Here is an 18459-nt window from a genome sequence, read left to right as displayed (position 1 = left end):
CCGGTGTCGGGACCCTGCACCCAGGCGATCGGTGCGTCGGCGGGACTGCTGCGGGTCGCTCCCCGGTGGTCAGTTCCACCTCTCGCCAGTCACGGCCCGCCTGCCGAGCCTAGCCGACGGTGACGACGCGCCCCTCGACCCGCATGCCGCCCGCGACGATCCGGCCGACCCAGTCGACCAGCAGCCGCCGCTCGGCCACCTTGATCCGCTCGTGCAGCGTCGCCTCGTCGTCGCCGTCCTGCACGGGCACGGCGACCTGGGCGATCACGGGCCCGGTGTCGACGCCCGCGTCCACCACGTGCAGCGTGCTCCCGGTGACCTTGGCCCCGTACGCGAGGGCGTCCCGGACCGCGTGCGCCCCGGGGAACGACGGCAGCAGCGCCGGGTGCGTGTTGACCACCCGGCCGTCCCAGCGCGCGAGCACCGGCGCCCCGAGGATCCGCATGAACCCGGCCGAGACCACCAGGTCCGGCCGGAACACGCCGATCGCCTCGGCCAGCGCCGCGTCCCACGCGGCGCGGTCCGGGAAGTCGCCCGGCGCGACCACCGCCGTCGGCACGCCGGCCTCGCGCGCCAGGTCCAGGCCGCCCGCCGACGCCCGGTCGGCCACCACGCCGACGACCCGCGCCGGGTAGCCGGCCTCGGCGTGCGCGGCCAGCAGCGCGGCCAGGTTCGTCCCCCCGCCGGACACCAGCACCACGAGGCGCCCGCCCGTCCGGGTCGCGGGGCGGTCGGCGGAGGGCGGGGCGTCGGGAGCGCGGTCGGCCATGGGCGCACACCCTAACGGCCCGGTCCGGGCCCCGGTGCGCGAGAATGGCCCGGTGAGCAACCCGTACGCCCCGCCCTCCGCCGACCGGCCCCCCGCGGCCCCCGCGGACCGGTCCGGCACGGGCGCCCGGCCCACGGACCCGGTCGACCCGTCCGGCCCGCCCCCGCTGCCGCCGCACCCGGCGCCCGGCCCGCAGCCGCCGCACCCGCCGCACCCCGTGCCCGGCCCGCACCCGCCGCGGCCGCCGCACCCCGGCCAGCCAGCGCCCGCGCCGGACCCGGAGACGCTGCTGCGCGTGGGGCGGCTGATCCGGCAGTTCGGCGTCTGGCTGGTCGCCGGCGTGCTGGTCACCCTGCTGCCGCTGCCCTGGCGGGTCGCGGCGATCGCGTTCCTGGTCGGGGCGGCCGTGACGGGCGTGCGCGCGCTCCGGGCGGTGGTCCGGTCCCCGCTGCGCGGCGGGCTCCCCGCGATGCTCGCCGCAGGACTGCTGCTGACCGGCATGGTGCTGGTCGGGTCCCTCGGCTCGCTGGCCACCTGGTCGGTCGACGCCGACCGCCAGGCATGCCTGGACGGCGCCCTGACCCGGACGGCGCAGGCCGCGTGCGAGCGGGAGTACCGGGACGGCCTGGACGACCTGACCGAGCGGCTCACGTCCCGCGCGAGCCGGGGCTGACTCAGCCCCGGCGGCCGGCCCCGACGACGCCGTCGCGCGCCCGCCCGGCGACCCGGCGCACCGCGGCCCGCACGTGCGCGTCACCCGGCAGCAGCACGACCAGCGCACCCACCAGCACGCCCGCGGCGACCGCGACGGCCACCAGCAACGGCTGCGGCCCGAGCTCGGTCATCCGGCCCGGCCCGATGCCGCCGCGGGCCAGGGCGGCCAGCACGAGCGCGCCGAGCCCCGCCGTCGCCGCGCACACCAGGCCGGCGACCAGCGGGTCCAGCGCCCGCTCCGTCCGCAGCCGCCGGCGCAGCACCAGCGCCGCCACGGCGCCCGCGAGCGCCGTCACGACGGGCACCAGCACCAGCACACCGCCCGCGACGTCCGGGGCAGGCAGCGCGCCGAGCAGCGGCACGGCCGGCAGCGCCCCCGCCTGGACCTCGAGCACGCTGAACCCGGTCCCCGTCCCGACGGCGAACCCGGGCCCTGCCAGCCACGCGAACGCCCAGAGCACGAGCGTGGGTACGTAGGCCAGCTCGGCGAGGGCGAGCACGACACCGCCGACCGCGTCCAGGCGCAGGCCTCCCACGACCTCGGCGATCGCGCTGCGGCCCGTGACCACCCAGACGGTGGCGAGCAGCGCGGCGGCCAGCACGAGCGTGGCCAGCGCCGCGGTCCCGGCCGCGACCCCGTGCGCGACCGGCGCGGGCAGCCGGTCCTGCACCGGGGCCAGCACGTCGCGCAGCCGGGGCGCCTCCGGCCGGCGCAGCAGCCCCGCGCCGAGCCCGAGCGCGGCGACGACCGCGGCGCCGAGCAGCCCGGCCCCCAGGTGCAGCAGCGACACCCCCGTCGACAGGCCCGTGACCAGCACGACCCCGACGTAGGCGGCGACGCCGGCGCCGTAGGCGGACCGGGTGGCGTAGCCCGAGCGGCGCGCGGAGGCGTAGCAGCCGAACAGCGCGAGCGCCGTCAGCCCCAGCGGCACCAGCGTGACGCTCGGGGCGGTGGTCAGCGGCACGCCGTGCCCGAGCAGCCACAGCCCGGCGGCCACGGAGACGGCACGGGTCCACGGGACGCCGGTCGTGGCGGGGGCGGCGGAGGTCGCCACGTACGCCGCCACGGCGGGCAGCACCACGACCAGCAGCGACAGCAGCGCCGCCTGCAGCCCGGCCAGCATGCCGCCGACCCAGCGCGGCGCTCCGTCCAGGTCGCTGACGAAGAACCGCGGCGGCGCGGAGTCGTCCAGCACGCGGCGGCGCGGGCGACCGCCGGGCGCGCCGGAGCCGCGTCCGTCGGGGCGGGTGCCGGGGGTGCTGCTCACCGGTCCATCGTCCCCGCCGCCGCGCCGATGCGGGCCGACCCGCCCCGGCGCGCCGCGCGTGGCGTCCCCCACGGGCCGCCGGCCCGGGGCGTCCGGCCCCGCGCGTCCGGCCCCGCCCCGCCCCGGCCCGCACACGACGGCGCCGAGGTCGAGCAGAACCGCCGAGGTAGTGCGTCAGGACGCACTACCTCGGCGGGATCGCTCGACCTCGGCGAGAGGGCTCGGCGCGGGGGCCGGGCGGGTCGGGTCAGGAGAGCAGCGCGCGGGCGAGCTCGGCCGTCTCGGTCGGCGTGGTGCCGACCTTGACCCCGGCGGCCTCGAGCGCCTCCTTCTTGGCCTGCGCGGTGCCCGCGGAGCCCGACACGATGGCGCCGGCGTGGCCCATCGTCTTGCCCTCGGGCGCCGTGAAGCCCGCCACGTAGCCGACGACCGGCTTGGTGACGTGCTCGCTGATGTACGCGGCGGCCCGCTCCTCGGCGTCGCCGCCGATCTCGCCGATCATCACGATCAGGTCGGTCTCGGGGTCCGCCTCGAACGCCGCGAGGGCGTCGATGTGCGTGGTGCCGATGATCGGGTCGCCGCCGATGCCGACCGCCGTCGAGAACCCGAGGTCCCGCAGCTCGTACATCATCTGGTAGGTCAGCGTGCCGGACTTGGACACCAGGCCGATGCGGCCCGGGCCGGTGATGTCCGACGGGATGATGCCGACGTTGGACTTCCCGGGGCTGATCAGGCCGGGGCAGTTCGGGCCCAGCAGCCGCACGCCCTTGGCCTGTGCGTACGCGAAGAACTCGGCGGTGTCGGCCACCGGGACGCCCTCGGTGATGATCACGATCAGCGGGACGCCGGCGTCGACGGCCTCGATGACGGCGGCCTTGGTGAAGGCCGGCGGCACGAAGATGACCGACACGTCGGCACGGGTGGCCTCGACGGCCTGCTGCACCGAGCCGAACACCGGGATCGCGACGGTCAGGCCGGAGCCGTCGCCGCGCGGGAACTCGACGCTGGTGCCCGCCTTGCGCGGGTTGACGCCGCCGACGACGGTGGTGCCCGCCGCGAGCATGCGGGTGGTGTGCTTGCTGCCTTCGGAGCCGGTCATGCCCTGCACGATGACCTTGGACTCCGCGGTCAGGAAGATCGCCATTGCGTTGTCTCTCGTCTCTTCTCGGCGGGTCAGGCGGTCGCGGCCAGGCGGGCGGCCTCGGCGGCGCCCCCGTCCATGGTCTCCGCGAGCGTGACGAGCGGGTGGTCGGCGTCGCGCAGGATGCGGCGGCCCTCGACGACGTTGTTGCCGTCCAGGCGCACCACCAGCGGCTTGGTCGCGTGGTCGCCCAGGATCCCGAGCGCCGCGACGATGCCGTTGGCCACCGCGTCGCACGCGGTGATCCCGCCGAACACGTTGACGAAGACCGACTTCACCTGCGGGTCGGACAGGATGATGTCCAGGCCCGCGGCCATCACCTCGGCCGAGGCACCGCCGCCGATGTCGAGGAAGTTCGCCGGCTTCACGCCGCCGTGCTGCTGCCCGGCGTACGCGACCACGTCGAGGGTGCTCATCACGAGCCCCGCGCCGTTGCCGATCACGCCGACCTCGCCGTCGAGCTTGACGTAGTTGAGGTCCTTCTCCTTGGCGCGGGCCTCCAGCGGGTCCGCCGCTGCGGCGTCCTCGAGGGCCGCGTGGTCCTCGTGCCGGAACTCCGCGTTGCCGTCGAGCGTCACCTTGCCGTCGAGCGCGACGACCCGGCCGTCCTCGGTGAGCACCAGCGGGTTCACCTCGACCAGCGTGGCGTCCTCCTCGCGGTACACGTCCCACAGCTTGGTGAGGACCGCCGCGACCTTCGGCGCCACGTCGGCGTCGAAGCCGGCGGCCGCCACGATCTCGTCGGCCTTGGCCGCGTCGATGCCGACCCGCGGGTCGACCGCGACCTTGGCCAGCGCCTCGGGCCGCTCGACCGCGAGCTGCTCGATCTCCATGCCGCCCTCGACGCTCGCCATGGCGAGGTACCGGCGCTCGGCCCGGTCGAGCAGCAGCGAGAAGTAGTACTCGGTGGCGATGCTGGCGCCCGCCGCGATCATCACGCGGTGCACCGTGTGGCCCTTGATGTCCATGCCGAGGATCTCGGCCGCGCGCTGCTCGGCCTCCTCGGCGGAGCGCGCGAGCTTGACGCCGCCCGCCTTGCCGCGACCGCCCGTCTTCACCTGCGCCTTGACGACCACGACGCCGGTGGCGCCCTCGGCCGCCAGCAGCGTCTCCGCGGCGGCGCGGGCCTCGGCGGGCGTCGTCGCGACGAGCCCTCCCAGAACCGGCACCCCGTGGCGCTCGAAGATGTCACGTGCCTGGTACTCGAACAGGTCCACCTGCTGCGGTCCTTCCGTCGCCCTGCATCCCCTGGCGGGATCGGCTGCTCTGCCGCGGACGATCGTAGCCCGGGGCCGGGGGTGGGTCTCTTCACGTCGAGAGATGTGACCCAGGTCGCAACGACGATGTCAACGCGTCTTGACAGCCGTAGTCGTGTCAAGCAAGGTTGACGCATGGACACCACCGACTCCGCCGACGGCGCTCTGGCCGCCGCCACCGCCGAGGACCCGGCGACCGGGCTGCGGGCCGTGCGCTCGCTCCGCGTGCTGGCCGACCGGCTGGAGACCCTGCAGGTCGGCCGCGCACGCGAGCTCGGCTGGTCCTGGCAGGACATCGCGGACGCGCTGGGCGTCAGCCGCCAGGCCGTCCACCAGAAGCACCACCGCCGCACCCCCTGACCGCAGAAGGAGACCGCCATGTTCGAGCGATTCACCGCCGGTGCCCGCCAGGCCGTCGTCGGCGCGCAGGAGGTCGCGCGCGACCTCGGCGACCCGCGCATCACCCCCGCGCACCTGCTGGTCGCCCTGGCCACCGTCGGCGACCCGGTGGCCGACGTGCTCGCCGGGCACGGCGCCGACCGGGAGACCCTGCTCGACCGGTTCGACGGCGACGGGCTCGACCCCGCCGCGCTGGCGGCTCTCGGCATCGACCTGGACGCCGTGCGCCGCCGGGCCGACACCGTGTTCGGCGCGGGCGCCCTGGACCGGGCCGACCGCGACCGGGCGACCGGGCGTGCCGGCAAGCGGTCGGCCGGGCACCTGCCGTTCACCCGCGACGCCAAGAAGACGCTCGAGGTCGCGCTGCGGGAGGCGATCCGCCTCGGGCACAAGCGCATCGAGGCCGGCCACGTGCTGCTCGCGATCGTCCGGCTGGACGACACCGACGGCTACGCGCTGCTGCGCCGCTGCGGCGTCGACCCCACGGCGCTGGCCGCCGACGTGACGGCCCGGCTGCGGGACGCGTCCGCCGCCTGAGCCGGTCCGCGGGGCGGTGACCTGCTCGGTCGCGGCTACCGTGGCCCGGTGAGCGCTGCGATCCCGACCCGCCCGCCGAGCCGGACCCCACGGAGGCCACCTCCGCCGAGCCCACCCCGGCGGAGCGCCGGTCCCGCCGGCGCCGCGTCCTGCGGTGGGTCGTCCCGGTCGTCGTGGGCGTCCCGCTGGTCGCCGTCCTGGCGGTCGTCACCGCGCGGGTCAGCGTCCCGGCGGCACTGGCGCTGCTCGGCCTCGGGCTGGTCGTGACCGTCGTCGGGGCCGTGCTGCGCGCGGCGGACCGGCGCCGGGCCGACGCGCTCGCCCCCGCCGACCCGGCCGTGCGTGCGAACCCGCCGCTCGACACCGAGCGGGTCCGCGCGATGGGTCGCCAGGGCGGGCACGCCGCCGCGGTGCGGGAGGTGCGCCGGCAGGCGCCCTGGCTGTCGCTGACGGAGGCCGTCGAGCTGACGGAGCGCGTCGGCTGACCGCCGGGGCGCCGCCGCCTCAGGCGGTCGGGACCGGGTAGCCCTCGGACGGCTGCACGACGACGAAGCCCGGGCCGTGGAACGCGTACTGGAACGCCTCGCCGGTGCCGCCCCGCAGCAGCGAGCTCGCGTTCATGCTCGACACGACCCCGGGCGTCAGGTTCGCCGACCAGCAGACGGCGGCGTTCGGGTCGACGAAGGTCGGCTGCTGCGAGCAGTCGAGGATCATCGGCTGGCCGTGCGACGTCAGCGCGACCATGCCGTGCCCCTGGATCAGGGTGTTGAAGAAGCCTCCGGTCATCATGCCCGCGCCCTTGGTGCGGTGGATGTCCCAGTGCAGCTCGGCGTCGAAGGCCAGCAGCGACTTGCCGCCCACGCTGATCGCGTCGCCCTCGAGCTGGAGCAGGAACACGTGCTCGGCCGCGCGGGCGAAGAACACCTCGCCGGGGCCGGAGGCGCGCATCAGCGACTGGTCGTCCGAGCTCACGGCGCGCTTGACGAACTTCGCCAGCGAGCCGGACGACTCGTGGTTGAACGTGACCTGGCCCTGGTGCGCGACCATCGCGCCCTTCGCCGCGAGCACGTCGGGACCGAGCGTGACCTTGAGCATCTTGGTGCTCTGCAGGGCGTACCGCTCGGCGGTCTGGACCTCGGTGTTGACCTGGTCGAACAGGGAGCTGCGCATGCCGCCGATCATGCCCGATCGGCGGCGCGCGCGCCGGTGGTGCCCCTGATCAGAGCTTGGTCACGGGCGAGTACCGCAGCAGCAGCCGCTTGGTCCCCTCGGTGCCGAAGTCGACCTTGGCGACCGCGTTCGGGCCGCCGCCCTCGACCGCGACGACCGTGCCGAGCCCGTAGGCGTCGTGCGTCACCCGGTCGCCGACCGACAGCGTCGGGATCGCCGCGTCCGGGCGCGGGGTCGCCGAGCCGAACGTCGCCCCGCCGGAGCCGGGCGCCGTGCGCGGCGGCTCGCCGGCGCGGGACGCCGCGGAGCTCTTCTTCCAGCTGGTCTGCGTCGACGACCCGCCCCCGGACCCGTAGCCGCCGGAGCCGGACGCGTAGCCGGACCGCCCGCCGAGGAACCCGCCGGGCCCGCGCAGCCGGTCGTTGGACGACTCGCGCCGGCGCCAGTCGAGCAGCTCGTCGGGCAGCTCGTCGAGGAACCGGCTCGGCGGGAACTCGTTCGGCACGCCCCACGCGGTGCGCACCGCGGCGCGGGAGATGTAGAGCCGCTGCCGGGCGCGGGTGAGGCCCACGTAGGCGAGGCGGCGCTCCTCGGCCAGCTGGTCGGTGTCGGCGAGCGACCGCATGTGCGGGAACGTGCCGTCCTCCATGCCGGTGAGGAACACGACCGGGAACTCGAGCCCCTTGGCCGTGTGCAGGGTCATCAGCGTGACCACGCCCTGGTCCGGCTTGGCCTCGCCGTCGCCGCCGTCGTCGGACGGGATCTGGTCGGAGTCCGCCACGAGCGACACCCGCTCCAGGAAGTCAGCCAGGTCGCCGTCCGGGTCGGACTGCTCGAACTCGCTGGCCACCGCGTGCAGCTCGGCGAGGTTCTCCACGCGGGTCTGGTCCTGCGGGTCCTCGCTCGCGCGCAGCTCCGCGAGGTAGCCGCTGCGGTCGAGCACCACGGACAGGACCTCCGCCGGGCCCGCTCCCGACTCGGTGAGCGCCCGTACGTCGGCCATCATCTCGGCGAACGCCCGCAGGCCGGTGATCGCGCGGGTGCCGAGCCCGGGGACCTCGTCGATCCGGTCCAGCGCCGCGCCGAACGAGATGCGCTCCCGCTCGCCGAACGCCGCCACCATCGACTCGGACCGGTCGCCCAGGCCGCGCTTGGGCACGTTGAGGATGCGGCGCAGGTTCACGTCGTCGTCGGGGTTCGCGATGGCGCGCAGGTACGCCACCGCGTCCTTGATCTCGCGCCGCTCGTAGAACCGGGTGCCGCCGACCACCTTGTAGGGCAGGCCGACGCGGATCAGCACCTCCTCCAGGGCGCGCGACTGCGCGTTGGCCCGGTAGAAGATCGCGACGTCGCCGGGGCGGACCTGGTCGGAGTCGCCGAGGCGGTCGATCTCCTCCGCGACGAACCGCGCCTCCTCGTGCTCGTTGTCCGCGACGTAGGCCACGATCTTCGGACCCGCGCCCGAGTCGGTCCACAGCCGCTTGGGCTTGCGGCCGGGGTTCTTGCTGATGACCGCGTTCGCCGCCGACAGGATGGTCTGCGTCGAACGGTAGTTCTGCTCCAGCAGGATCGTCGTGGCGTCCGGGTAGTCGGCCTCGAACTCCATGATGTTGCGGATGCTGGCGCCGCGGAACGCGTAGATCGACTGGTCCGCGTCGCCCACGACGGTGAGCTCGCCGCGCGGGACGGCGGCGTCCGCGCCCGGGTCCGCCGCGCCGACGCCGGCGAGCTCGCGCACGAGCACGTACTGGGCGTGGTTCGTGTCCTGGTACTCGTCGACCAGCACGTGCCGGAACCGGCGGCGGTAGTGCTCCGCCACGGCCGGGAACGCCTGCAATAGGTGCACCGTCGTCATGATGAGGTCGTCGAAGTCGAGGGCGTTCGCCTGGCGCAGCCGCTGCTGGTACCGCGTGTACACCTGCGCGAGCGCCTGGTCGAAGTCGTTCGACCCGCTCGCCGTCGCGGCGAACGCGTCCGGGTCGACCAGCTCGTCCTTGAGGTTCGAGATCTTGGACGCCAGCGCCTTCGGCGGGTACTTCTTCGGGTCCAGGTCCAGCTCGCGGGCCACCAGCGTCAGCAGCCGCTGCGAGTCCGCCGAGTCGTAGATGGAGAACGACTGGCGCATCCCGAGCGTCGCCGCCTCGCGACGCAGGATCCGCACGCACGCCGAGTGGAACGTCGACACCCACATCATCCGGGCGGACGGCCCGACCAACGAGGCCACCCGCTCGCGCATCTCCGCCGCGGCCTTGTTGGTGAACGTGATCGCGAGGATCTCCCCCGCCCGCGCCTGCCGGGTCGCCAGCAGGTGCGCGATCCGGTGCGTCAGCACGCGGGTCTTGCCCGACCCGGCGCCGGCGACGATCAGCAGCGGCCCGCCGTGGTGCAGCACGGCGGCGCGCTGCTGCGGGTTCAGCCCCACCAGCAGCGCGTCGGCGTCGATGGACGGGGCGCGTCCGCGCTGCTCACGACGGTCGGCGCCGTCGTCGGCACCGTCGGTGTCCGCGCGCGGCGGGACGGCGGCCGGCAGGCGGTCACCGAGGTCGGAGAGGGCGAGACCGGGCAGCGGGAGGTTCTCGAAGAGCGACGTCATGGCGGGACAAGCCTAGGCGCCCCCACCGACACCCGCGGGCGCCCGACGGCCCGGGCACCGGGTGTCCCAGGGGCTCCCGGCGCACGCCGCACCCGCGCGTCAGCGCCAGAGCACGGCGACCAGCACGTTCACCAGCGTCAGCCCCAGCGTCGCGCCGACCAGGCCGCGGGTCACCCGCTCGGGACGCCGGGTGCCGAACCACACCAGCCCGGTCACCACCAGGGCGACGACCAGCTTCACCGCGATCTTGGCGTTGTCCGGCGGCTCCAGGTCGCCGACCTCGGCCGAGCGCAGCCCGACCATGATCAGCCCGGTCACGAGCGCGGTGAGCGCGCCGTGCAGCGCGCCCTTGGGGAACGCCGGCTGCCGCAGCGTGACCAGGCAGCCGCCCAGCACGATCGCCCAGCCGACCAGGTGCAGCACGACCAGCAGGCCGTACAGGGTGTCCATCGTCGTCTCGTCCCTCGCTCGGTGCCCGGTGGGTGGCAGGATCCCCCTGCGGCGGCCGCCGGCCGAGCACCGCGCCTCCGACGTGCCGACTTGAGGATGTCATGACCACCCCCGAGCCCCCGAACCAGCCCGAGCCGTACCCGTCGGCCTACCCCGCGCCGTACGGCCAGCAGCCCGGCCCGTACCCGGTGCCGCCGCAGCCGGCGCCGAGCGCGACGCTCGCGATCATCGGCCTGGTGACGGCGATCATCCCGTGCACCGCCCTGGTCGGGATCGTCCTCAGCATCGTCGCGCTCGTGCGGTCCCGTCGCGGCGGCGCGGGCAAGGGGCTCGCGATCGCGGGCATCGTCGTCGGCACGCTCTGGGTGCTCGCGGTCGTAGCGGCGTTCGCGTTCGGCTTCACCGCGCTGTGGCAGACCTGCGCCGAGCTGGGCGACGGCGTGCACCAGGTGGACGGGGTCACGTACACCTGCGACGTGTGAGGCACGGGTGCGGCGGGCGCGCCGTCAGAGCAGCCGGCGCGCCGCCGCCCACCGCGTGAGCTCGTGCCGCGACGACAGCTGCAGCTTGCGCAGCACCGCCGACACGTGGGTCTCGACGGTCTTGATCGAGATGAACAGCTCCCCCGCCACCTCGCGGTAGGAGTACCCGCGCGCGATCAGCCGCATCACCTCGCGCTCGCGCGCCGACAACCGGTCCAGCTCGTCGTCGCCGGTGGCGATGTCGCCCGCGGCCGCGCCGAACGCGTCCAGCACGAACCCGGCGAGCCGCGGCGAGAACACGGCGTCGCCGCCGGCGACCCGGAGCACCGCGTCGCACAGGTCCGGCCCGGAGATCGCCTTGGTGACGTACCCGCGCGCGCCGGCCCGGATGACGGCGACGACGTCCTCGGCGGCGTCGGACACCGACAGCGCGAGGAACCGGGTCTCGCCGAGCAGGTCGGTGCAGACGCGGATCACCTCGGCGCCGCCCCCGCCGTCGCCGCCGGGCAGGTGCACGTCCAGCAGCACGACCGGCGGCTTGGTGGCGCGCACGACCTGCACCGCCTCGTCGACCGTGGCGGCCTCCCCGACGACGCGCACCCGGCCGTCCAGGGACGCCTTCACGCCCGCGCGGAACATCAGGTGGTCGTCGACCAGCACCACGTCGACCGGAGCGTCGTTCATGCCTGCATCGTCCTCTCGTCGTCCGCCGTCGCGCGCTCGCGCACCAGCGGCATCCGCAGCCGCACCTCGGTGCCGCCGCCGTCCTTGCACACCACGGCGGCGGTCCCGCCGCGGCGGCGCACCCGCCCCAGGATGGACTCCCGCACGCCGAACCGGTCGTCGGGAACGGCGTCCGGGTCGAACCCGTCGCCGCGGTCCCGGACGAACACCTCGACCTCGTCGGGGCCGGCCTCCAGGTAGAGGGACACGGGCGGGCGGCCGTGCCGGACGGCGTTGAGCAGCGCCTCGCGGGTCGCCTGCAGGAGCGCGTCCGTGCTGGCGTCGGGCTCGGTGTCGCCCACCACGACCGTCTCGATGGTGACGGCCTCCCCCTCGGGCCCGGTCCGGGTGTCCTCGATCTCGGCGACGATCCCGGCGAGCACGACGGCCACCGAGGTGCCGGGCTCGGGCCGGTCGTCGTACAGCCAGGCCCGCAGCTCGCGCTCCTGCGCCCGGGCCATCCGCGCGACCTCGGTGGCGTCGTCGGCCCGGGCCCGGATCAGGGCGAGCGTCTGCAGCACGGAGTCGTGCAGGTGCGCGGCGATGTCGGCGCGCTCGGACTCCCGGGCGCGCGCCGCGCGCTCGTCACCGAGCTCGCGGACCAGGCGCAGCCACCACGGCGCGAGCACGAGCGCCACGCCGGCCAGCACCGCGACCGCGGCGATCGTCGACTGCACCAGCGCGCCGGGCGGGCCGCCCTGCCCGACCAGCAGCAGCACGCCGGTGCCGGCGATGACCAGCCCCCCGGCGAGCCGCAGGACGCTGACGGTGCCCCGGGTGCCCGAGCGGCGACCGCGCTGCACGGCGTCGAGCTGGCTCCACGCCAGTGCCGCGCCCGCGACCAGCAGCAGCACCGGGACCACCCAGCTGCCGACCACGTCGGTGCCGGCGCGGGCCAGCAGCAGCGCCACCGCACCGGCCAGCAGGGCCAGCCCGACGGCGATCTCCGTCCACGGCAGCCGTCGCAGCCGCCGGACGGTGTCGCTGTCCTGCGGGCGGGACAGCCGGGACAGCGCCGGCGGGCGCTCGGCGCCGACGACGGCCAGCGGGTCGCCGACCGGGATCGTCACCCACCAGAACACGTACAGGCCGACGCCGACGCCGCCGAACGGCACGAGCAGCACGAGCAGGACGCGGACCAGCCGGACCGAGACGCCCAGGTGCAGCGCGAGGCCGGCCGCGACGCCGCCGAGCACGCGGCCGCGGTCCGGGCGGCGCAGCGGCAGGCGGGACGGGGTCTCCATGACCTGATCGTCACACGCCGGAGCACCCCCGGACCCCCTCGGGGCCCCAGGATTAGGGACTCCCGGGGGACATTCAGGGGCGGGTCAGGGGGGTACCCGATGCCGCCGGGGCACCCCCGGGCGTCAGGATCGAGCCATGACGAACGACAGCGCCGACCTCGGGTCGGGCACCGGCACGCCGCCCGGCGGCCCCGGTGCCCCCGGCCCCGTGCCGCCCCCGGCGGCTCCCCCGTCCGACGGCCACGGGATGAACGGCTTCTTCGACGCGATCCGCCGCATGGGGGTGACCCGCTCCGACGACCGCTGGGTCGGCGGCGTCGCCGGCGGCCTGGCCGACCGGTTCGGCATCGACCCGCTGCTGGCGCGCGGCGTCATCGGCGTGACGATGCTGATGGGCTTCGGGTTCGCCCTCTACGGCCTCGCCTGGGCGCTGCTGCCCGAGCGGTCCGACGGCCGGATCCACCTCGAGGAGACCATCCGCGGGCGGTTCGACATCGCCCTGCTCGGGGCGATCGCGCTGGTCGTCATCGGGATGAGTGCCGGCGACTGGTGGTTCAGCTGGGGGCCGTTCGGCGTCGAGTGGATCCGCGGCCTGGCCTGGGTCGCCGTCGTCGTCGCGGGCGTCGTGATCGTCGTCAACGCCCTGCGCGGCAGCAGGGACCGGCGCGCGTCCGGCCCGGCAGCCCCCGCAGCGCCCACAGCGCCCACGTGGAACCCGCCGTACCCGGAAGGACAGCGTCCCATGACCAGCCCCAGCACCCCGGTGCCGCCGGCGCCCGCCGCGCAGACGGGCCGGTTCGACCCGGCCGCCACGTCCGCGGCCCCGTGGGCGTCCGCACCCGCTCCCGCGCCGACGAGCCCCCGGCCGCCCTACGGCGGGCACCACGGCTCCCCCGTGCCCCCGCCGCCGGGTCGCGGCTGGAACCCGCCGCCGCCCACGCCGCCCGTGCCCCCGGTCCCGCCGCGGGCACCCAAGCCGCCGCGCCGCGGTCCCGGGGCCGCCCTGACCGGGGTCGTCGTCGCCGTGATCCTCATCGGCCTGGCCGCGCTGCTGGCCGCCGACCGCGCCGGGATCTACGACGGGCCGATCGCGGCCGTGGTCGTCGGCGGCGGCCTGCTGCTGGTCGGCCTCGGGATCATCGTCGCCGGTCTGCGCGGTCGCACGGCCGGCGGGCTCACCGCGCTGGCCATCATCGGCATGGTGGTCGCCGGTCCGGCCGCGGTCTTCCAGGACGGCGACCGGTGGGAGGGCGATCGCGGGCCGGTGCGCAGCATCGACGTCGAGCCGACCAGCCGGGCGGCCGCCGAGGCCGGCTACCGGTTCGGCGTCGGCAACGCGGACGTCGACCTGACCCGCGTCCGCCTGACCGACGAGACGCTCGTCGTCCCGATCAGCGGCGGCGTGGGCGACGTGACCGTCACCGTGCCGGAGGGCGCCGCCGTCAGCGCCGAGGTCACCTCGGGCGCCGGCAACATCGAGTGGCTCGTCGACGGCGAGCAGGAGCGCGCCGACGGCGTCGGGCACGACCGCCGCTTCACCAGCGAGGCCATGGCCGACGGCCGGGACGCCCAGATCGCGCTGCAGATCGAGGTCGGCCTCGGCAGCATCACCATCGAGGAGGACTGATGACCAGCACCGGACCGGACGACACGTCCGAGCCCCAGACCGAGCGCATCGCGCGGCCGACCGACCGCGACGACGTGACCGAGCAGATCGACCTCGCGGACGCGGCCGAGCACGAGCAGGCCGCCGGCGGGGAGGCTCAGGACGACACCACCCAGACGCTCGACCCGGTCGACGCGACCGAGCAGATCGGCCGGGTCGACGACACCGGCCGGGACGACGACACCCGGGCGTTCGAGACCCCGGCGACCCGGACGTTCGCGGCCGCTCCGGCCCCGGCGCCCGCCGCTACGGCACCGGCACCGGCGTACGGCAGCACGAGCTCGGCGGGTCCGGACGACACGGCCCCCGCGCCGGCCGCTCCGTCGCCCGCCACGTCGTCGCCCGCCACGTCGTCGCCCGCCACGTCGTCGCCCGCCGGGCCCGTCCCCGGCGCGCCGTCGCCCGCCGCCGGCCAGGACGCCCCGCCCCGGCCCGCGGCGACCGCGACGGCGGCCCCGGCGCCGACCCCGGCACCGGTCCCCGAGGACCGCGGTCCCCGCTCCGGCACCGTCGTGTGGGGCCTGGTCGTGGCCGTGTTCGGCGTCGGCGTCCTGGCCGTCGCGGCGGGGGCCCGGATCGACGTCCAGCTCGCGCTGATCGTGCTGCTGGCCGCGGCGGGCGTCGCCCTGCTGGTCGGCTCGCTGCTCACCGCCGCCCGGCGGAAGAACCGGGAGCAGCGCGCCGGTCGCTGAGGCGCACGCACGACGGAGGCCGGGACCCGTGCGGGTCCCGGCCTCCGTGCTGCGTGGTGGTCAGGAGCGAGCGGGCTCGTCCACCGACGACGTGGGGCGGTGCGTGTCGACGACCGTGGCGACCTTGCGACCGGCCAGGGCCCACAGGGCGTAGCCGATGAGGATGAACATGACGCCGAGGCCCATGACCAGGGCGGCGACGCCGAACGCCACGACCGAGGTGAAGAGCGAGCCGCGGAGGAAGGAGGCGTTCATCGCCACCTCGCGCAGCGGGTCGTCCTGCTCGAGCTCGGCGTACGTCTTGCCGCCGGTCGCCTCGAGCGCGTGGTGGTCGATGATGTCGGCCTGGGCGTACGCGGTCCACGGGCTGGTGACCGGCTGGCCCGCGAAGTTCGCGGCGTCGTCGGAGACGGTGATGTTCTGGTCGGCGAGCTCGCTGGAGACCATGCCCCAGGTGACACCGCCCGCGATGATCAGGACGACGCCGGCGATCGCGGAGATGAGGCCGATGACGCGAGCAGCCTTCGAGCCGCCCGTCGCTGCCACGGTAGACATGTGGTGTTCCCTTCGATACCCCCGGTGCGGGCCGGCCGTCGGTCGGCCCGGTGGAACCTGTGGGCCCCACGGGGAAAAGCCTGCTGCCCCCGCCGGCCGCGATGTGGGACGTAGGTCATGCAGGGCGCCCGGACCCGCTTCGTGACGCGGTGCACAAAGCCCGGATTCCTGCCGATCGGGCCTTTCGTCCCACGCTCTCGTACTCGTTCAGCCTAGGACATAGGTCCTGGTCGCGGGCAGGTGCACGGCGCCCCGAGTCGTCGGCTAGCCTCGGCCGCGGACCGAGGAGGCCCCGATGACCCGCACCCCAGACGCCCCGTCCGCGCACGGCCCCGTGCCGCCGCGCACCCCGGTCGACGTCCGCGGCGTCCGCATCGGCGCCGGCCGGCCGGTCGTCGTCGTGCCGCTCACGTCGGCGACGCCCGGTGCGCTGCTCGTCGACGCCGCCGCCGTCGTCGCCGCCGGCCCGGACGTCGTCGAGTGGCGCGTCGACCACCTGGCCGACCTCGCGCCGGAGCGGGCCGCCGCCGCGGGCCGGGCGCTCGTCGAGGCGCTCGGCGGGCTGCCCCTGCTCGTCACGGTGCGCACGGCGGCCGAGGGCGGTCGCGCGGACGTCGACGACGCGGGCTACGCGGCGCTGCTGCTGGCGGTGCTCGACGCGGGCGTCGTGGACCTGCTCGACGTCGAGGTGGGTCGCGACGCGGGCACGGTCGCGCAGCTGGTCGCGCGCGCCCACGACGCCGGCGTGCCCGTCGTGGGGTCGAGCCACGACTTCTCCGGGACACCGGACGCGGACGCGATCGTCGCGCGCCTGCTCGGCATGGCCGAGGTCGGCGCGGACGTGCTCAAGATCGCCGTGATGCCGCACCGACCGGAGGACGTGCTGCGCCTGCTCGCCGCGACGCTCGAGACCGCGCGGCGCACCGACCGCCCGCTGATCACGATGGCGATGGGCGAGCTCGGCGTGGCCAGCCGGGTCGCGGGCGGGACGTTCGGCTCGTCCGCGACGTTCGGCACCGTGGGTGCCGCGTCGGCCCCCGGCCAGGTCGAGCTGGGCGCGCTCCGGGCCGCGCTCGCGGTGCTGCACCCGGCCTGAGCCCGCGCCGCACCGGCCCCGCACGCACGACGGCCCGGCACCTGCCGTGCAGGTGCCGGGCCGTCGTCGCCGCTACCGCGGCGTCACTCCCACTCGATGGTGCCCGGCGGCTTGCTCGTCACGTCGAGCACGACGCGGTTGACCTCGGGCACCTCGTTCGTGATGCGCGTCGAGATCGTCGCCAGCACGTCGTACGGCAGGCGGGTCCAGTCGGCGGTCATCGCGTCCTCCGACGACACGGGCCGCAGCACGACCGGGTGCCCGTAGGTGCGGCCGTCGCCCTGCACGCCCACGGACCGCACGTCCGCCAGCAGCACGACCGGGCACTGCCAGATCTCGCGGTCCAGGCCGGCCCGGGTCAGCTCCTCGCGGGCGATGACGTCCGCGGCGCGGAGCACGTCGAGGCGCTCCTGGGTGACCTCGCCGATGATCCGGATGCCCAGGCCGGGGCCCGGGAACGGCTGGCGCCAGACGATGGCCTCCGGCACGCCGAGCTCCAGGCCGACGGCGCGCACCTCGTCCTTGAACAGCGTGCGCAGCGGCTCGACCAGCTCGAACTGCAGGTCGTCCGGCAGGCCGCCGACGTTGTGGTGGCTCTTGATGTTGGCCGCGCCCTCGCCGCCGCCGGACTCGACGACGTCCGGGTACAGCGTGCCCTGCACGAGGAACTTGACCTCCTCGCCGTGGGCGCCCGCCTCCTCGACGACCTCGCGCGCGGCGGCCTCGAACACGCGGATGAACTCGCGGCCGATGATCTTGCGCTTGGTCTCGGGGTCGGTGTGCCCGGCGAGCGCCTGCAGGAACTGCTCCCGCGCGTCGACGATCTTGAGGTTGACGCCGGTCGAGGCGACGAAGTCCTGCTCGACCTGCTCCGCCTCACCGGTGCGCAGCAGCCCGTGGTCCACGAACACGCAGGTGAGCTGGTCGCCCACGGCCTTCTGCACCAGCGCGGCCGCGACGGACGAGTCGACGCCGCCGGACAGGCCGCAGATGACGCGGGCGTCGCCGACCTGGGCGCGGATCTTCTCGACCTGGTCGGCGATGACGTTGTTGGGGTTCCAGTCGGCGGCGAGCCCGGCACCCTCGTAGAGGAAGTGCTCGAGCGTGCGCTGGCCGAGCGGCGAGTGCTTGACCTCGGGGTGCCACTGCACGCCGAACAGCCGTCGCTCCCGGTCCTCGAACGCGGCGACCGGCGACCCGGCCGACGTCGCGAGCACCTCGAAGCCCTCGGGCGCCTGGTGCACCGAGTCGCCGTGGCTCATCCACACGGTCTGCTGCTCGGGGCTGCCCGCCAGCACGGTGCCCTCGGCGACGACCTCGACCGGGGTGCCGCCGTACTCGCGGTTCCCGGTCTGCGCGACCGTCCCGCCGAGCGCCTTGGCCATCGCCTGGAAGCCGTAGCAGATGCCGAGCACGGGGACGCCCGCCTCGAACAGCGCGGGGTCCACGAACGGGGCGCCCTCGGCGTACACCGAGGACGGGCCGCCCGACAGGATGATCGCGGCGGGGTCCTTGGCCAGCAGGTCCGCCACCGAGGCGGAGTGCGGCACGATCTCGGAGTAGACGTTCGCCTCGCGGACCCGGCGGGCGATCAGCTGCGCGTACTGGGCGCCGAAGTCGACGACCAGGACGGGGCGGGACTGGTCCGCGGGGTGGGTGTCGGACGGAGGCGGCGCGGGCACGGCGGAGGCGTCGGTCACCCCA

The 18459-nt window shown here is 75.7% G+C and carries 19 protein-coding genes and 1 riboswitch; of the genes, 8 read left to right on the top strand and 11 right to left on the bottom strand.

From position 1 onward, the window contains the following. Nucleotides 1-11 precede the first annotated feature (11 nt). A riboswitch (ZMP/ZTP riboswitch) is annotated at nucleotides 12-103 on the bottom strand. A 6-nt stretch (nucleotides 104-109) separates the two neighbouring features. Next, nucleotides 110-769 (bottom strand): phosphoribosylglycinamide formyltransferase, encoded by a 660-nt coding sequence (gene purN, locus AC1050_RS12795; protein ID WP_482387766.1) that lies wholly within the window; start codon nucleotides 767-769, stop codon nucleotides 110-112. A gap of 52 nt (nucleotides 770-821) precedes the next feature. Here purN and AC1050_RS12790 point away from each other — a divergent pair, with 52 nt between their 5' ends. Then, on the top strand, nucleotides 822-1442 hold the full coding sequence (locus AC1050_RS12790) for a hypothetical protein (protein WP_482387765.1): 621 nt from the start codon (nucleotides 822-824) through the stop codon (nucleotides 1440-1442). 1 nt (nucleotide 1443) lies between these two features. Here AC1050_RS12790 and AC1050_RS12785 read toward each other — a convergent pair whose 3' ends face one another. From AC1050_RS12785 to sucC, 3 genes are all read right to left on the bottom strand, one after another. Next, nucleotides 1444-2751, bottom strand: a complete 1308-nt coding sequence (locus tag AC1050_RS12785; RefSeq protein ID WP_482387764.1) for a cell division protein PerM — start codon at nucleotides 2749-2751, stop codon at nucleotides 1444-1446. A gap of 247 nt (nucleotides 2752-2998) precedes the next feature. Beyond that, nucleotides 2999-3895 carry a succinate--CoA ligase subunit alpha gene (gene sucD / locus AC1050_RS12780; protein ID WP_482387763.1) on the bottom strand — a complete coding sequence of 299 codons (897 nt, stop codon included), beginning with the start codon at nucleotides 3893-3895 and terminating at the stop codon, nucleotides 2999-3001. Between the two features lie 29 nt (nucleotides 3896-3924). Continuing rightward, on the bottom strand, nucleotides 3925-5109 hold the full coding sequence (sucC, locus tag AC1050_RS12775; protein WP_482387762.1) for an ADP-forming succinate--CoA ligase subunit beta: 1185 nt from the start codon (nucleotides 5107-5109) through the stop codon (nucleotides 3925-3927). A gap of 174 nt (nucleotides 5110-5283) precedes the next feature. Between sucC and AC1050_RS12770 the strand changes: the two genes are divergently transcribed. From AC1050_RS12770 to AC1050_RS12760, 3 genes are all read left to right on the top strand, one after another. Continuing rightward, entirely contained in the window at nucleotides 5284-5508 is a 225-nt protein-coding gene (locus AC1050_RS12770) for a helix-turn-helix domain-containing protein (protein ID WP_482387761.1), read from the top strand. A gap of 18 nt (nucleotides 5509-5526) precedes the next feature. Continuing rightward, nucleotides 5527-6084 (top strand): Clp protease N-terminal domain-containing protein, encoded by a 558-nt coding sequence (locus AC1050_RS12765; protein WP_482387760.1) that lies wholly within the window; start codon nucleotides 5527-5529, stop codon nucleotides 6082-6084. Between the two features lie 173 nt (nucleotides 6085-6257). Beyond that, a complete protein-coding gene (locus AC1050_RS12760; RefSeq protein ID WP_482387759.1) occupies nucleotides 6258-6569 on the top strand; it encodes a hypothetical protein in 312 nt (103 codons plus the stop codon). Nucleotides 6570-6588: 19 nt separating this feature from the next. Here AC1050_RS12760 and AC1050_RS12755 read toward each other — a convergent pair whose 3' ends face one another. From AC1050_RS12755 to AC1050_RS12745, 3 genes are all read right to left on the bottom strand, one after another. Beyond that, a complete protein-coding gene (locus AC1050_RS12755) occupies nucleotides 6589-7254 on the bottom strand; it encodes an AIM24 family protein (protein ID WP_482387758.1) in 666 nt (221 codons plus the stop codon). A 49-nt stretch (nucleotides 7255-7303) separates the two neighbouring features. Continuing rightward, nucleotides 7304-9847, bottom strand: a complete 2544-nt coding sequence (gene pcrA, locus AC1050_RS12750) for a DNA helicase PcrA (protein WP_482387757.1) — start codon at nucleotides 9845-9847, stop codon at nucleotides 7304-7306. A 99-nt stretch (nucleotides 9848-9946) separates the two neighbouring features. After that, on the bottom strand, nucleotides 9947-10297 hold the full coding sequence (locus AC1050_RS12745) for a hypothetical protein (protein ID WP_482387756.1): 351 nt from the start codon (nucleotides 10295-10297) through the stop codon (nucleotides 9947-9949). 101 nt (nucleotides 10298-10398) lie between these two features. On the opposite strand from AC1050_RS12745, the gene AC1050_RS12740 reads away from it, so the two are divergent. Next, nucleotides 10399-10779, top strand: a complete 381-nt coding sequence (locus AC1050_RS12740) for a DUF4190 domain-containing protein (RefSeq protein WP_482387755.1) — start codon at nucleotides 10399-10401, stop codon at nucleotides 10777-10779. Nucleotides 10780-10803: 24 nt separating this feature from the next. On the opposite strand, the gene AC1050_RS12735 is transcribed toward AC1050_RS12740, so the two are convergent. Together AC1050_RS12735 and AC1050_RS12730 are read right to left on the bottom strand one after the other, a co-directional pair. Beyond that, nucleotides 10804-11463: a LuxR C-terminal-related transcriptional regulator gene (locus tag AC1050_RS12735; RefSeq protein WP_482387754.1), complete on the bottom strand. Its 660-nt coding sequence runs from the start codon at nucleotides 11461-11463 to the stop codon at nucleotides 10804-10806. Next, nucleotides 11460-12746 carry a PspC domain-containing protein gene (locus AC1050_RS12730; protein WP_482387753.1) on the bottom strand — a complete coding sequence of 429 codons (1287 nt, stop codon included), beginning with the start codon at nucleotides 12744-12746 and terminating at the stop codon, nucleotides 11460-11462. The genes AC1050_RS12735 and AC1050_RS12730 overlap by 4 nt, the downstream gene beginning before the upstream one ends. Nucleotides 12747-12882: 136 nt before the next feature. Here AC1050_RS12730 and AC1050_RS12725 point away from each other — a divergent pair, with 136 nt between their 5' ends. Then, the gene (locus AC1050_RS12725; RefSeq protein ID WP_482387752.1) at nucleotides 12883-14373 is read left to right on the top strand and encodes a PspC domain-containing protein; all 1491 of its coding nucleotides are present in this window, start codon (nucleotides 12883-12885) and stop codon (nucleotides 14371-14373) included. Further along, nucleotides 14373-15104, top strand: a complete 732-nt coding sequence (locus AC1050_RS12720; RefSeq protein WP_482387751.1) for a hypothetical protein — start codon at nucleotides 14373-14375, stop codon at nucleotides 15102-15104. The genes AC1050_RS12725 and AC1050_RS12720 overlap by 1 nt, the downstream gene beginning before the upstream one ends. A gap of 60 nt (nucleotides 15105-15164) precedes the next feature. Here the strand turns inward: AC1050_RS12720 and AC1050_RS12715 are convergent, their stop codons facing one another. Beyond that, nucleotides 15165-15659: an aromatic ring-opening dioxygenase LigA gene (locus tag AC1050_RS12715; RefSeq protein WP_482387750.1), complete on the bottom strand. Its 495-nt coding sequence runs from the start codon at nucleotides 15657-15659 to the stop codon at nucleotides 15165-15167. 295 nt (nucleotides 15660-15954) lie between these two features. Here AC1050_RS12715 and aroD point away from each other — a divergent pair, with 295 nt between their 5' ends. Beyond that, nucleotides 15955-16755 carry a type I 3-dehydroquinate dehydratase gene (gene aroD / locus AC1050_RS12710; protein WP_482387749.1) on the top strand — a complete coding sequence of 267 codons (801 nt, stop codon included), beginning with the start codon at nucleotides 15955-15957 and terminating at the stop codon, nucleotides 16753-16755. Between the two features lie 83 nt (nucleotides 16756-16838). On the opposite strand, the gene guaA is transcribed toward aroD, so the two are convergent. After that, a complete protein-coding gene (guaA, locus tag AC1050_RS12705) occupies nucleotides 16839-18437 on the bottom strand; it encodes a glutamine-hydrolyzing GMP synthase (protein ID WP_482387938.1) in 1599 nt (532 codons plus the stop codon). Between the last annotated feature and the right edge of the window lie 22 nt (nucleotides 18438-18459).

The organism is Cellulomonas sp. NEAU-ZC6 (assembly GCF_056844425.1).
This window is presented reverse-complemented; position numbering and strand designations above follow the sequence as displayed.